Genomic DNA, 14,443 nt, shown 5'->3' with positions numbered 1-14,443 from the left:
CAGATAGGCAAAAGGCAGCGCCCACAATTAAATTGGGGCGCTGCCTCTTTTTTTTAATGCTCTATTAACTTGCTCGTGTTTCCGGTGAAAGGTTGCGAATCTCCCCACGAGTCCTTTTATTCTTCGTTTTCCGCTCACCGAAACCTGGTGCCTTGATCGTCAGGGCGATGATCAATGAGACTATGCTCAGTATCGCTATAAGCTTAAATGTAGGTATGAAACCACCTAAGGCTGAAGCAATAAATGATCCGGAAATGGCTCCAATACCAAAACCCTGATAAATGATTCCGTAGTTTTTGCTCTGATTTTTTAAGCCAAAGAAATCAGCTACAATAGCAGGGAATATGGTAATATTACCGCCAAAACAGAAGGCAATTCCGGCTACACAGGTAAAGAACAACCCATAATTAAGCTGGACAAAGCTTAATACTGTCACTGCTGCTGCTGTTACAAGAAGTGCACCTGATACCACTCGTAAACGGCCCACTTTATCTGATAATGCCCCGAGTATGATGCGTCCGCTTGTATTAAAGATAGCAACCAATGCCACAGCATTACTGGCAGCTGCAATATCAAGTCCTACTAATCTAACACCAATATCCTTAACAATTCCAATCAAGAATAACCCACTCATGCAGGCTGTGAAGAAAATGAAAAATAATAGATAGGCTTGCTTTGTTTTAAGCATTTCTTTAACAGTGAAATCTTTTTGGATACTGCCGCCAAGGGTTTGCGACACATGACTCATTTTTGCTTCCCGTACAAGGAATGAACCAGCCACAACCAAAATCATAACGATTAATCCCCAGTAAAAGAAGGCTTGGGACACACCAACTGATTGGATAAGGGAACCGTTAATGAACTTGAATAACAAACTTCCCGTACCGTATGCACCTACAGAAATTCCTGAAATAAGTCCTTTTCTCTCCGGAAACCACTTAATTAGATTAGATAACGAGGTGATGTAAGCTGTGCCGTCTGCGGCCCCAACTACCACACCTACTAAAATATAAAGCATCCATAATGATGATACCTGGGAACTAAGGATTAATCCTGCTCCCAATACAAGGCCTGCACAACCAATTAAACGACGAAGACCCCATTTATCCTGCAGCTTCCCGGCAAACAACGTAGAAAATGCCAAGGCGAAGCTGGTTATTGAAAATGTAATAGCAACTGAATTTAGCTTCCAATGAAAGAGTTCTACTAACGGCTGGTTAAAAAGACTCCAAGTATAGATGGTTCCTAATCCCATCTGTACAATAATAGTTCCTAACACGATCAGCCATCGACGATCTGTACTTGATTTCATTGCGATCTCCTCTTTTCTTCCATATAAAAATGATAATGTTCAATATCAAAAACCTTTAATTGATCTTGTCTATATCATCATCATAGCATCGAAAAAAAGATAGAAATCGTTTTCAGAATGAGATGCCTATTAATCGGAATGAATGGAGGTTATAGATGCATAATTTGTCGAAACTCTTTCACTTTACTTCTGCTTACCGGAATTTCCACTGTAAGATCTTTCAGGCGCAGCATGTAGGTTTGATTAAACCATGGAACAATTTCACGGATTTTGGTCAGGTTAACAGTATAGGAACGGTGACAGCGAAAGAAAAGGTCCTCTGGTAAAAGGGAATCAAATTCCGTTATGCTCATCGGCATGGTGTACTCCTCCTGGTGGGTATACACCAATGTAACTTTTTCACTTGCTATCGCGTAATAGATATCATTCGCATCTGTTACGATAATTTTATCATTCTTTTTCAAATTGATTCGACTAGACGCCTTCGAAGGGATTTCTCTTTGTAGTCCTTGTGAATTCAGTTGCGTTTCTGGTAACATTGTTTCTGCTTGATCTCGTTTAAAGGCAGATTCCAGCCTGCTTAACATCGCGGCAATTCGCTTCTCGTCATAGGGCTTTAAAACATAATCAAAGGCTTCCAGTTCAAAGGCTTGTGCTGCATGCTCTTTGTAGGCAGTGGTAAAGACAATATAAGGCCTTTTTGTAAATTTACTAATGGTACTCGCTAACAGCATCCCATTAAGGGAAGGAATATTAATATCCAAAAAGATTACATCTGTTTCATGCTCCTGCAAAAACTTTAAAACATCTAAGCCATCATCAAAAAAATGGGTCACTTCTATTTCACTATAGACTTCAACTAAATACTCCAGTTCTTCACGAGCTGGTACTTCATCTTCTACAATAATCGCTCTCATAGGTTCTCCTTTACCATATCGAAAAAAACTTCTGTTCCAGGTGCCAGCCGGTGAATGACCAGTCCATGTCCATAGATGAGTTTCACTCGCTGGTGAACATTATACAAGCCGATTTTGTTGGCTGGTACATCATCATGTTGCAACTGTTGAATAACATCTTCGCTAATTCCAGCTCCCGTATCCTTGACACTAATTCTTATTTTACTTCCCAAATCCTTAACCGAAATGGTCACCACTCCTGGGCCTTTTATTTTTAAGATTCCATGGATAATGGCATTTTCAACTAAAGGCTGGATGAGCAGACTTGGTATGTGGACCTTTACATCGTCAATATCGTATTCAACCGTTAATCTGTTGCCGAACCGAGCCTTCTCTATCTGCACATAATCACGGATTTGTTCCAATTCTTTATGGATATCAATTAATTCATCACTAACTTCTAAATTGTAACGCATATAGCTAGAAAGATTGATAATTAACTCACGCGCTTTGTCCGGGTTTCTGCGTGTTGTGGAGGCAATTGCATTGAGTGCATTAAATAAAAAGTGCGGATTAATTTTCGTTTGGAGCGCCTTTAACTCCGCCTTGTTCGCTGCTTCCCTAATTTGTTCTATACGGGAAACCTCCATAAGGGTGGAAATGATTTGTGAGAGTCCGATAGCCATAGTTTGAAGCGAATAGGTCATTTTATAAGATTTACGGTAGTAGATTTTAAGAGATCCCGTCACCTCTCCATGCTCCTCAAAGGGTACAATGAGAAGGGAGTGAATTTGGGGTGTATGGTGATCTGCCACATGATTCCGAATAATGAATTTTCCGCTGTAAATCGCCTCTTTTGTCAAATCACTAATGATTTCCTGCCCAATTACATATCGTTCTTCTCCAAAACCAACATAAGCGAGCACATTATTGGTATCTGTAATGGCAACTGCATCGGCCTTAATATCATTTTTTATAATACGGCAAATCTCCTTAAGGGAATCCGAATTAATAGACCGAAAGTAAGGCAGAGTCTTATTTGCGATATCCAATGCTAACTTCGCCTGTCTCGCTGCAATCATTTCCTTTTCACCTTCCACGCTCATAACAAGCAAAACAATTAAACCTATGTTTACCTCTCCTGCAATCATAGGGAAGGCGATTTTAGAGACGATGTCCAAACCTAATTCAAATGGATCGGCCATAGCAAGTATCAGAAGCATGGTTAAAATTTCGGACACAATTCCTGCCGCTATTCCATAAATCCAACGCAACGACCTCTTCACTCTTCGGTTAATATAACCGGATATAATCCCCGCAAGAATGCTTGTAATGAGACATGGAATCGATGTAATTCCACCAATATCAATTAAATATCGATGTACTCCTGAGACAATACCAGTAATGATTCCTACCCAAGGTCCAAACAAGATCCCACCCGAAACGACAGCGATAATCCTGACATTCACAAGCGACCCTTCCACATTAATCCCTGAATACGTGCCAAATATGGCAAATAAGCAAAACACAAGTGTAATGACAACACGCTCTGTGGGAGAATGGCGGTCTTTTTGAAGTGATTCCTTAAATCTCGGAATCCGTATCATAAAGAACAGGCAAATCAAGAGCAAGGCAGCTCGTTCAAATAATTGGATCAGCATTTCTAATGATGTGTTCATCTATATTTCCTTTCTATAATTCTAATTTCTTAAATTTAAAGGCCTCCTTGCAGTAATTCCTTCATTTCTTTTTGCAGTTTTTATTGGTATTATTCCCAAATAACAGGCATGAATTTTACTACGTTTAACCTTTTTCAAAAACCCCTCTATTTTAGTGATATCAAATTATTATTTCCACTTATTTGCTTGAACTTTATGGCTGTTTTCGCAAATATTATTGTTTTCTATAAAGTTTAAACTCCAAAACGGCTCAATTAGGTGTAAAATTACACCTTATCAGGGGATTAGAATGATTTATCAGCGGATTTTATAGTTTTATCAGCGGAAAATAGCATTTTATCAGCGAATTTTATAATTTATCAGCGGAAAATAGCATTTTATCAGCGAATCCAAAAAGCAACGATCCTTTAGAAAAGAGCCAAATTTATATATCTTAATAAACATATGGAAGCAAATAAGAGGATGAAGTCTTAGTGACTCCATCCTCTTATTGCACTTTTAATGAATTTGTCTTAACTTTATAAAACGGTACCCCTTGCTCTTTTTCATATTGTTTTATCACTATACACGACTACTTACGGAAGGTACTTTATTTTTTCTTGAATTTGAGTTCTTTCTTTGGGTTCATTGATTTCTTTTGGGTACCCTACTCCAAATACTCCAATCACATCATACCCATCCGAAACACCTAGTATTTCACGGTTTTTCTGAGCACTCCCCATTGATGACCAGAAGGTTCCAACTCCTTCCGCCCAAGCGGCTAAATTAAAATTTTGCACAAAGCATGTAGTAGCATGTGCGTTTTCAATGGTTTCAATTTCTGTGGCACCGTGTTTGGATAAAATGGCAAGTACAACAGGGGCATTGCAGAAATTGGTTTTGTGGTTTAACGTTGCTCTTGTATCTGCACCAACCACGTAGACTTCCCATGGCTCGGTCATTTTATGATTGGGAGCCATTGTGCCGGCGAACCCTCCCTTCTTAATTTTATCGATATATAAAATCATGATTTCTTCTGGTTCCTTACGAATAAAAGATGTTTCTTTTGTACTAATATCGGTTATAATTAAATAAACATTGAATAAATTAAAAAAGACCGGACATGCAGCAACATGTCCGATCCAGCAATAGAAGGTTCCCTCAGGAGGGGATCAGCTATTTAGTGATGATGATCCACCCGAGCCTCTAAACTCAAGGGTGGATTATTTTTGTTTAGATGACAGTACGGCAACGATTAGACTGGCAAAAGCAATCGTAAACATTAGTGTTTCAAAAACTGTCAACAGCATCACCCCCTTTCTATATGGGAGAGAGCCGACCACCCTTGAGAAATCCTATTCTATTGCTCTTATAGTTTACCATATTAATAGTAGCAATAGAACAAATGTTCTGTTTTAATTAAAACTTTTTCTTAATACGGAAATTTAATTTAGAAATGGATATATATATAAGCTATTCAGATTCTTTTACGATCGGCAAAATGTAACGATAAGGAACAGGTGACGATAAAACGGTTGAAGTATTGATGTTTCCATATGGAATTAATCGATCGATTAAGAGCCTCATGCTATTCATATTTGAAACAGCTGCTTTTAAAAAATAGCTGACTTCTCCGGTAACCCGGTGGCACTCAATAATCTCCTCTTCCCTTTTTATGAAATCTTCGAATTCCTGCAAAGATACTTTTATGCCGCTTACTTGAATAATTAATAAAATTTCCCGTCCAACAGCAGACATAGATACTCTAGCGCTGTATTCTTCAATAATCCCCTTCTCTTGCAACCTGTGAAGACGTTCGGTAATACTTGGCCGGCTTAAGGACAATTCAACTGATAAATCACTAATTGTTATTCCAGCATTTTTTTGCAAAAGAGATTTAACTTTAATCCAGGGAATACCAACTTCCTCTTCGATACTCTAGTGATCCTTTCAAGTATTTACGTCGTTGGACTGGCCAGAGGGTTATGCTCCATCTTGTCAATCGCAGTAACAGCCAAAGTGATTGGCTATTATAAAAATGACATTGCGAAAAGAAACAAAGTAGCAGAGCAAAAAGGAACTTATTCCATTAAGACGGCTGATTCTAAGGTAGCTGTTTAAAGATAAAATAGCCGCTATCCCATAGTTGGCAGCGGCAATTTTTAAAACATTATTTACCAGGAATCCTATCTCATATTAATGAATAGAAAAGATAAAAAAATACACCAAAGCTGGTGTATTTTTCTGTTTAATTTAATCCAAATTCTTTTATTTTGTTATATAATGTCCCTCTTGAAATCCCTAAAAGGTTAGCCGCTGCACTTTTATTTCCATACGTTTTTCTTAATGCTTCCTCAATCTCTAAGACTTCAGTATTTATTATAGGATCTTCCTGGTGAACGTTTTCCCTTGTTTGGATGGTAATTTGTTTCGCAATCAACTTAATATTTTCAGGCAAATGTTCATCAGTAATAACGGATTTGTCATTAAGTAGAACCAAACGTTCCATCGTGTTTCTAAGCTCACGGATGTTTCCTGGCCAATCATATTTCACTAACTGGTTCATCGTTTCAGAAGAGATCTCCGGTACTGGCTTTTTATACTTAGAGCTAAATTCTTGAATATACTTCTGGGCATAGGCAATGATATCCTCTTTTCTGGTTCTTAATGGCGGGATATCGATGGTAATAACGGATAAATGAAAATAAAGCTGCTCGTTAAAATTTCCTTGTTTCACGAGAACCTCAATCGATTCTGAGGTGGAAGTAATAATACGTGTTGGCGAGGTAATTTTCTCTACCCCACCCACACGGTAAAAATGATGATCGACCATATAATTTAATAGTTTCCATTGGACCTGAAGCGGCATTTTATCAATATCTTCTATGAATAAAGTGCCTTCAAAAGCTTGCTCAATCCGGCCGATTTGTAAGGTTTGTTGTTCCGCTGTAAAGGTTTCCTTTTGAAAACCGAAAAGCTCCATTTCCAACAATGCAGGTGGGATGACCGAACAGTTTAGGGTGATAAAAGGACCTTCAGCTTTTGTGCTTCCATAATGAATCGCTTGTGCCAGCATTTCCTTTCCTGACCCAGGTTCCCCTGTTAAATGGATGGGGATATCCGCATGGGCGACCTTTTGCGCAATCTTCAAGACATCCTGAAATTTAGAGCTGCCGCTTACCATGGTTGAAAAGGGATTGGACTTTTGAACAAGCAAGGATGAGTTTGAATCCAATTCTTCATTAAGACGGATAATATTCGTGATATTCTGTTCGGTCGCAACTCCACCTATAATCTTATTTTCGATAATGATTGGTGAAGCGTTAATGAGAACGTGTGTATCCTTATCAGGTCGATGATATTGTCCTCTTACTGGGCGTCCTTCATTTAATATTCGGTGAAGGATAATAGATTCATCACTAAAGTGTTCCCCTATTTTTTTCTCGAGAATGTACTCTTTTTTAATCTTATAGGTTTCTTCCGCTGTAGTATTCCAATAGACGACATGTCCAGCTTGATCGACAGCCGTAACCGATTCATTAATTGTCTCCGCTAATGTCTGAAAATAAGCAGATATTTGGCGGTTTTCATCTTCTAGCATTTCAATCCGCTTTTCAGCTGGAAGGACACCGATTATTCCTTTTTCGTTTTTAACAAGAACCGGTCTGCGCCAATCAACAGCGGAATCGACTCCATTGCCATCAGAAATGACGGTTGATTCCAGCCAATTGAGATGTTCGAGCCAATCAATAATGGGCATGGAGTCGTCGCCTAAGGCCATTAGGCTGTTTTCATAATGAGTAATGATAAAGTATGTTCCACCTGACACAATAACAAAATTGTACTCGTTAAGTTTCTTTTTTATTTCTAATAATGGTATATGATTATTTACAATTGTAAAGGAGTAATCCAGTATAAATGGTGCGCATTTGAACATACTAAAATCCTTTCAAGCTTTTTCTTCACTTTAACATAAATTCAACGGCTATTCTAGATAAGCTGCCCTTTTAGGTGCGATATAGTAGGAATAGTTCAGCATTAGGATTCTCCTTTTATGAGTGAACATTAATTAAAAAAGCTGAACCCGTATGTTTATACGGATATCAGCTTTTTTCACAAACATATTCTATAAACCTATACCCAACAATTTAAATCAGAGGCTTCAACCATCTGTTTTTTGGGGGCACTAGGTGTAACATGTTAAGCCGAGTGTTTATATTGTTCAAACTCTCTTTGTAATTGCTCACTCGGTTCGGGAGTCATCAAGCTGACAACCCAGATGGCAGCCAAGCCTACGATGAATCCTGGGATGATTTCGTATAAACTATTTTTTAATATCGGTACACTGGCCCAAATGATTACCGTTACGGCACCGCCAACCATTCCGGCTAGAGCGCCCCATCTGTTCATCCGTTTCCAGTACAGACTCAACAGAATGACAGGCCCAAAAGCAGCTCCAAATCCAGCCCAAGCGTATCCGACTAGCGATAAAATGGTTCCATTTTTATCAAAGGCAATCACAACTGAAATAAAGGCAACTACTAGCACCGATAGTCTGCTAATAAACAATAGTTCTTTATCTGTTGCAGACCGGCGGAAGAATGTCTTATAAACATCTTCGGTCAGCGAGCTTGCTGTCACAAGAAGCTGGGAAGATATCGTACTCATTACCGCCGCCAATAATGCTGCCAGTAAAAATCCAGTAATCAATGGATGAAATAAAATTCTACTTAGTTCAATAAAGACGGTCTCAGGATCAGATAGTGTGAGTCCCTGTTTTGAGTAAAAGGCCAAGCCGATGAAACCAGTAAACATTGCTCCACAAACAGAAAATATCATCCAGCCCATACCAATTTGTCTTGCTTTTTTAATTTCTTTAACGGACGAAATAGCCATAAAGCGGACAATGATATGCGGCTGGCCAAAGTACCCCAAGCCCCATGCCATCAAGGAAACAATCCCTAACACGGTGGTACCTTTAAAAATATCAAATAACTTGGGATCGATACCCTTTATTTCCTGAAATGCGGGGCCAATTCCGCCTACTTCCATGATGGTCACAACTGGAACTAAAATAAGAGCAGTTACCATTATTAAGCCTTGTACAAAATCGGTCCAGCTCACCGCTAAAAATCCGCCAAATAAAGTATAGGCAATCACAACAGCAGCGATAATCCAAAGTCCTGTCTGGTAATGCAGATTAAAGGTTGTTTCAAATAGAACCCCGCCTGAAACCATTCCCGAGGATACATAAAAAGTAAAAAAGACAATAATAATGAGTCCAGAGGTCAAGCGCAGCATAGACGAACGATCACCAAAACGATTCTCCAGGAAAGCAGGAATGGTCATAGAATTGTTGGCGTTCTCTGTATAAGTTCTTAACTGTGGTGCTACATAAAGCCAGTTTAAATAGGCACCTATTGTTAATCCAATGGCAATCCATGAGGCACTCACACCTTGAGAAAACATCGCCCCGGGAAGACCCATGAGCAGCCAGCCACTCATATCCGATGCCCCTGCACTTAGTGCTGTGACAGCAGGCCCCAGCCCTCTTCCACCTAACATATAATCTTCTAGATTGGACGTACGCTTGTACGCAAAATACCCAATAATTAGCATACCCACCATATAAATACCGATAGAAATAAGAATCTGTATATTCAAAGCCCATCCCCCATTCTTTTTTTTGACTCCAAATAATCACATGAAGCGCTTACAATGAAATTTTAAACACGGCTGTTTTTTTGGGAATCCCCCCTGTAGAGGGGGACCCAATTTATTATGTTATTAAAGTTTTCTAGATTTCAGTTTAGCTTGGGTAAACAACAGCAGGTAATCGGATCCACCAGCTTTTGAATCGGTGCCTGACATGTTAAATCCGCCAAATGGATGGGCACCAACTAATGCACCTGTACACTTTTTATTAATATAAAGGTTTCCGCAGTACATGTTTTCAAGGGCATACTGAATACGTTCCTCTTTCTGGGAATGATAAGCGCCTGTCAATCCATAATCCGTGTCATTATAGATTTCAATGGCTTCCTGCCAGTCAGCTGCTTTGGCAAGGGCAAGGACAGGACCAAAGATTTCCTCCTGCATGATCCGGGCTTTTGGTTGAACATCCGCAATGACGGTTGGTTCAATGTAGAAGCCGTTACCATTTGCTCTAGAGCCGCCTGTAAGCAATCTGCCTTCTGTTTTGCCAATTTCGATATAGCCCATGATTTTATCGACTGATTTTTGGTCGATCACCGGCCCAATCGCATAGTTCTCTTCAGGAAGACCAATTGTTAGATTCTTCGTTAACTCCGTTACTTTCTCCACCACTTTATCATAAACCGATTCCACAATAATCGCTCTCGAGCCTGCTGAACATTTTTGTCCTTGGAAGCCAAAAGCTGAAGCGACAATAGCCGTTGCTGCTGCATCTAAGTCGGCTGTTTCATCGACAACAACTCCGTCCTTGCCGCCCATCTCTGCAATGACACGCTTTAACCACAATTGACCAGGCTGAACCTTTGATGCTCTTTCATAAATACGGCATCCAACCGCACGTGAGCCTGTAAAAGAGATAAACCGAGTATTTGGATGCTCGACCAAATACTCACCTACATCGATTCCATCCCCTGGCATATAGTTGAGGACTCCTGAAGGAAGACCCACCTCTTCCATTAATTCAACAAATTTAGCTGCAATCACAGGAGTTGCATCCGCTGGTTTCAAAATCACCGTATTCCCTGATACAATCGCTGCGACAGTTGTTCCTGCCATGATCGCCAATGGGAAGTTAAACGGAGCAATAACAATCCCTACACCAAGAGGAATATAAGAGATATGATTGGCCTCACCTTCAATGTTTACAAGCGGCTGATGAATGCTTGTCTCGCTAAGGCGAATCATTTCTCTTGCATAGAATTCCATAAAATCGATTGCTTCTGCTGTATCAGCGTCAGCTTCAGCCCAGTTTTTCCCAGATTCATAGACAAGGTAAGAAGAAAACTCGTGCTTGCGCTGTCTCATTAAGTCTGCTGCTTTGAATAGATATTCCGCACGTTCAGCCGGAGCAACCTTTTTCCAAGTTTCAAAGGTTGTCAACGCTTTCTGCATGGCTTTTTCAGCGAATTCCTTGTTCCCTTTACTAACAGTTCCGATGACTTCATCCACATTTCCAGGATTGATAGAAATGGTTTGTTCCTCGGTAAAGACCTTTTCGTTACCGATCACAAGCGGGTACTTCCTGCCTAGCTCCTTTTTCACTTTTGCAAGAGCTGCAACCATCGATTGCTTATTTTCTTCCAGAGAAAAATTGGTAAAAGGCTCATTTTTGTAAGGTGCTTGTTGTGTTGTAGTTATCATAATCTTCCGACTCCTTTTTATATAAAATTGCTATTTTAATAAATTTTTTAGAACAAACCATACATTAGCTGGTCTTTCTGCTAACCGTCTCATAAAATAACCAAACCAATCTACCCCGTAAGGCACATATACACGGACATTAAACCCTTCTTTTACTAGCTTTGCTTGAATATCCTCACAAATTCCATATAGCATTTGGAACTCAAACTGCTCTTTTGGTATGCGGTGTTCTCTTACTAGAGTTTTTGTAAATTCAATCATCGATGCATCATGGGTTGCTACCGCTGTATAGTTGCCGTTTAATAAATGCTGCTTAATAATCTTTTTAAAATTTTCATCTACATCTTTTTTCTCAGGAAAAGCAACAGTTGAAGACTCTTTATATGCCCCTTTTACGAGACGCAGGTTTGCATTAAGTTGATTTAAGTCTGCAATATCCTGTTCTGTTCTAAAAAGGTAGGCTTGAATAACGAGGCCTACATTGTCATATTCCTTCCGAAGCTCTTTATAAATATCCAATGATACTTGACAGTGATCATAATCTTCCATATCGATTCTGACAAAATTTTGATGGAGTTTAGCTCGATTAAGAATTTTACGCATATTCTTCATACATAAATCTCTGCTAATATCAAGGCCAAGCGATGTCATTTTAAGAGAAAGATTGGACTTGACTCCTGCTTCGGCAATAGCATCGAGTGTTTGAATACACATGGCAGTTGATTCCTGTGCTTCTTCTTCTGTATAAACAAATTCCCCAAGGTGATCTAAGGTAACCATTTTGCCATCATGATTCAACCTTTTTACGGAATCAATGGCTGTTTGGATGGTTTCCCCCGCCACAAATCGCCCAGCTCCAAAACGTAAGCCGTATTTTTTAGCTAGTTTGTTAGCTGAGGTATTCTTCCCAAGCGATTGAAACATATTTCTCATTAATAATTCCATTGTCTTCAATCCTCCTTAATAGAATGAACATTATTGTTTATTATGTAAAGCCTTTACCCGATTTTATAATACTATGAACAAAATTGTCTATATATTTTTAAAATTAAACACATTTGTTAACTTGTTAAACTGAATATACTCCTTGTCTAACGACTTTTGAACAATGTTGTAAGGAAATCGAACATAGTTTTTTATTAATTGTTTAAACTTCCATACTCCTTAAGGACAAACTACACAAAGTTTACGAAAAGAGCCTTATTAATAAAACAGAGAAAGAACAAATTCCCCAAAGTGCTTAACGGTTTTGGAAATAAAAGTGTAACTATTCTTTAAAAGCTTACCTAATTTTCTCTTAAGTTAAATAAACAGGCCTTTTTATTAGGACAACATCCTCCCGTGATACATATAGATGCAGTGTAAATATATAATTATTTAATTTAAAGGGGAGAAATTTTATGGATAAAGACATCATGAAATGTTTTATAGGTAAAGTAATCAAGGTTGATAGAGGAGGACCAGAATCCAAAATTGGGATGGTAATGGATGCAAGTGACGATCTTTTGGTCCTTCTCACGGAAGATGATGGGGTCGTTTACTACAACACTAAACATATTAAAAGTTTTACTGATAACACGAAGGATCATATGGAATTTAACATTAAGGTTCCAAAAGATTTCAAATTTATAAAAGCTTCTAATTTCCAAGACCTACTTGATTCTTTGAAATTTAAATGGATTAAAATTAATCGTGGAGGTCCTGAGAAGTTAGAGGGCGTACTCACTGAGGTAAATAAAGATTATGTTTTTTTGATCAATAATCAGGAAATCGTGCGCCTTTCCATGAACCACATTAAAAGTATTAGTTATGGATTAAAAATTGAAAGGGTTAAAGAGAAATCCGATACACAACAGTCACATCACAAAGTCGAAAAATCAAACGATGACAGACAAAATAAAAAGAATAAGACCGAAACTAGCAAAAAGAGAACTTCACAAAAAACAACTGTTGAGAATGCTGAAATGACTCTAGCGTATCCATTATCCACAAAGGAAACTTCACAAGCAACAGTTGTTGATGAGGTTGAAATGGCTCTAGCGTATCCATTATCCACAGAGGAAACTTTACAAGAAACAGTTGTTAATGATGCTGAAAGTGATCGATCGATTCTTTTATCTACAATGGGAACTTGGCAAGATACAGCAGTTGAAGCTTCTGAAAGTGATCTATCGATTCCTTTATCCACAATGGGAACTTGGGAAGATAAAGTAGTTGAAGATACAGAAAGTGATCGATCGATTGCTTTATCCACAATGGGAACTTGGCAAGATACAGCTGTTGAAGATAATGAAATTGATCGAGCGATAGCTTTATCCATAATGGGAACTTCGCAATATATAACTGTTGAAGATGCTGAAATTGCTCAAGACATTCCTTTATCCACAAAAGAAACTTCTCAAAAAACAGCTCTTGAAAATATTGAAAATGATCTTGCAGATCTCTTCTCCACATTGGAAAAGTTTTTACGAAAATATTCTAAATGAAACCAAAATTAAGTTTTTTATGATCCTCACACAGCTTGTTCCATTTTTTATCATAAGCTTTTTCCCGGATAAACCAGTTCAGCCATACGAAAGATGCCAAAATAACTAGCTGGACTGGTCCCAAAGAACTTGATAATATCTTACTTGGAATGGGCCTTGTATTTAGCAGGGTTCATTCCTTTTAAATTTGGTAAAATGTGATAGGATAAAAGTCTAAAGGAAAATAGATGGATTTACTTTCCACTTTCATTTCTTAAAAATAAAGGTAGAAGATTTTGAAAGGTAGTGATCAAAAAGATGCTTTATATACGGGATATTGAGAAAATAATTGAAGATATATTGAATGAATTGAAATTAAATATGGAATATGAAATTAACAATAGCCTCCCTTCACCGATGAGTTTTAACGTATCGACAAATACGATTAAATTTAACTACTTAAAAGTGAATGGATACATAGCAAATATCAAGTATAAAATTAAAGAGACAGATGTGGACTGTGTGAAACTTATTCTCTATCGTCAGCTTGGTTATTATATAGATTTTAAAAAAAACAAACATGATTTAAGGACTATACTATATGGTGAGGATGACGAAAAAGCACAGCTTCTAGCTACAATAGAAACGAATGCTTGGGATTATGGGAGAACCTTGGTACCTAAGAGACTAGTAAATTCCTATGATACAGTCCGTGAAATCGATAAAAATCTACTAAAAAGCTATTAAACAAATAGA

Annotated in this window: 12 protein-coding genes; 3 read left to right on the top strand and 9 right to left on the bottom strand. The window is 38.2% G+C overall.

The window, feature by feature from the left end; all coding sequences use genetic code 11:
• Positions 1 to 64: 64 nt before the first annotated feature.
• From ACJ004_RS05015 to ACJ004_RS04995, 5 genes are all read right to left on the bottom strand, one after another.
• Entirely contained in the window at positions 65 to 1,312 is a 1,248-nt protein-coding gene (locus ACJ004_RS05015) for an L-lactate MFS transporter (protein WP_410891502.1), read from the bottom strand.
• 149 nt (positions 1,313 to 1,461) lie between these two features.
• Positions 1,462 to 2,229 (bottom strand): LytR/AlgR family response regulator transcription factor, encoded by a 768-nt coding sequence (locus ACJ004_RS05010; protein WP_410891500.1) that lies wholly within the window; start codon positions 2,227 to 2,229, stop codon positions 1,462 to 1,464.
• Positions 2,226 to 3,887, bottom strand: a complete 1,662-nt coding sequence (locus tag ACJ004_RS05005) for a LytS/YhcK type 5TM receptor domain-containing protein (protein ID WP_410891498.1) — start codon at positions 3,885 to 3,887, stop codon at positions 2,226 to 2,228. The genes ACJ004_RS05010 and ACJ004_RS05005 overlap by 4 nt, the downstream gene beginning before the upstream one ends.
• Before the next feature lie 575 nt (positions 3,888 to 4,462).
• On the bottom strand, positions 4,463 to 4,894 hold the full coding sequence (locus ACJ004_RS05000; RefSeq protein ID WP_410891496.1) for a nitroreductase family protein: 432 nt from the start codon (positions 4,892 to 4,894) through the stop codon (positions 4,463 to 4,465).
• A 445-nt stretch (positions 4,895 to 5,339) separates the two neighbouring features.
• Positions 5,340 to 5,756, bottom strand: coding sequence for an Lrp/AsnC family transcriptional regulator (locus tag ACJ004_RS04995; RefSeq protein ID WP_410891494.1), 417 nt, complete (start codon positions 5,754 to 5,756; stop codon positions 5,340 to 5,342).
• Between ACJ004_RS04995 and ACJ004_RS04990 the strand changes: the two genes are divergently transcribed.
• Complete coding sequence (locus tag ACJ004_RS04990) at positions 5,751 to 5,987, top strand: YitT family protein (protein WP_410891492.1); 237 nt, start codon at positions 5,751 to 5,753, stop codon at positions 5,985 to 5,987. The genes ACJ004_RS04995 and ACJ004_RS04990 overlap by 6 nt on opposite strands.
• 127 nt (positions 5,988 to 6,114) lie before the next feature.
• On the opposite strand, the gene ACJ004_RS04985 is transcribed toward ACJ004_RS04990, so the two are convergent.
• The 4 genes from ACJ004_RS04985 to ACJ004_RS04970 all read right to left on the bottom strand — a co-directional run bounded on the left by ACJ004_RS04985 (position 6,115) and on the right by ACJ004_RS04970 (position 12,167).
• A complete protein-coding gene (locus tag ACJ004_RS04985; protein WP_410891491.1) occupies positions 6,115 to 7,803 on the bottom strand; it encodes a sigma-54 interaction domain-containing protein in 1,689 nt (562 codons plus the stop codon).
• A gap of 263 nt (positions 7,804 to 8,066) precedes the next feature.
• Positions 8,067 to 9,524, bottom strand: coding sequence for a sodium/proline symporter PutP (gene putP, locus ACJ004_RS04980; protein ID WP_410892124.1), 1,458 nt, complete (start codon positions 9,522 to 9,524; stop codon positions 8,067 to 8,069).
• Positions 9,525 to 9,653: 129 nt separating this feature from the next.
• Positions 9,654 to 11,222 (bottom strand): L-glutamate gamma-semialdehyde dehydrogenase, encoded by a 1,569-nt coding sequence (gene pruA / locus ACJ004_RS04975; protein ID WP_410891489.1) that lies wholly within the window; start codon positions 11,220 to 11,222, stop codon positions 9,654 to 9,656.
• Positions 11,223 to 11,252: 30 nt separating this feature from the next.
• Positions 11,253 to 12,167, bottom strand: coding sequence for a proline dehydrogenase family protein (locus ACJ004_RS04970; protein ID WP_410891488.1), 915 nt, complete (start codon positions 12,165 to 12,167; stop codon positions 11,253 to 11,255).
• Between the two features lie 455 nt (positions 12,168 to 12,622).
• Here ACJ004_RS04970 and ACJ004_RS04965 point away from each other — a divergent pair, with 455 nt between their 5' ends.
• A complete protein-coding gene (locus ACJ004_RS04965) occupies positions 12,623 to 13,708 on the top strand; it encodes a hypothetical protein (protein ID WP_410891487.1) in 1,086 nt (361 codons plus the stop codon).
• Positions 13,709 to 14,005: 297 nt separating this feature from the next.
• Positions 14,006 to 14,434 (top strand): hypothetical protein, encoded by a 429-nt coding sequence (locus tag ACJ004_RS04960; RefSeq protein WP_410891486.1) that lies wholly within the window; start codon positions 14,006 to 14,008, stop codon positions 14,432 to 14,434.
• The last annotated feature ends 9 nt before the right edge of the window (positions 14,435 to 14,443 follow it).

This window comes from Neobacillus sp. 204, from assembly GCF_046562815.1.
GTDB lineage: Bacteria > Bacillota > Bacilli > Bacillales > Cytobacillaceae > Neobacillus.
Note: the sequence above shows the minus strand (reverse complement) of the source record. Positions and strands in the feature narration are given on the sequence as shown.

Bases quoted from the DNA above. Each gene is read 5' to 3' on its own strand.
- ACJ004_RS05015 (WP_410891502.1), bottom strand. From the start codon at position 1,312: ATGAAATCAAGTACAGATCGTCGATGGCTGATCGTGTTAGGAACTATT.
- ACJ004_RS05010 (WP_410891500.1), bottom strand. From the start codon at position 2,229: ATGAGAGCGATTATTGTAGAAGATGAAGTACCAGCTCGTGAAGAACTG.
- ACJ004_RS05005 (WP_410891498.1), bottom strand. From the start codon at position 3,887: ATGAACACATCATTAGAAATGCTGATCCAATTATTTGAACGAGCTGCC.
- ACJ004_RS05000 (WP_410891496.1), bottom strand. From the start codon at position 4,894: ATGATTTTATATATCGATAAAATTAAGAAGGGAGGGTTCGCCGGCACA.
- ACJ004_RS04985 (WP_410891491.1), bottom strand. From the start codon at position 7,803: ATGTTCAAATGCGCACCATTTATACTGGATTACTCCTTTACAATTGTA.
- pruA (WP_410891489.1), bottom strand. From the start codon at position 11,222: ATGATAACTACAACACAACAAGCACCTTACAAAAATGAGCCTTTTACC.
- ACJ004_RS04970 (WP_410891488.1), bottom strand. From the start codon at position 12,167: ATGGAATTATTAATGAGAAATATGTTTCAATCGCTTGGGAAGAATACC.
- ACJ004_RS04965 (WP_410891487.1), top strand. From the start codon at position 12,623: ATGGATAAAGACATCATGAAATGTTTTATAGGTAAAGTAATCAAGGTT.
- ACJ004_RS04960 (WP_410891486.1), top strand. From the start codon at position 14,006: ATGCTTTATATACGGGATATTGAGAAAATAATTGAAGATATATTGAAT.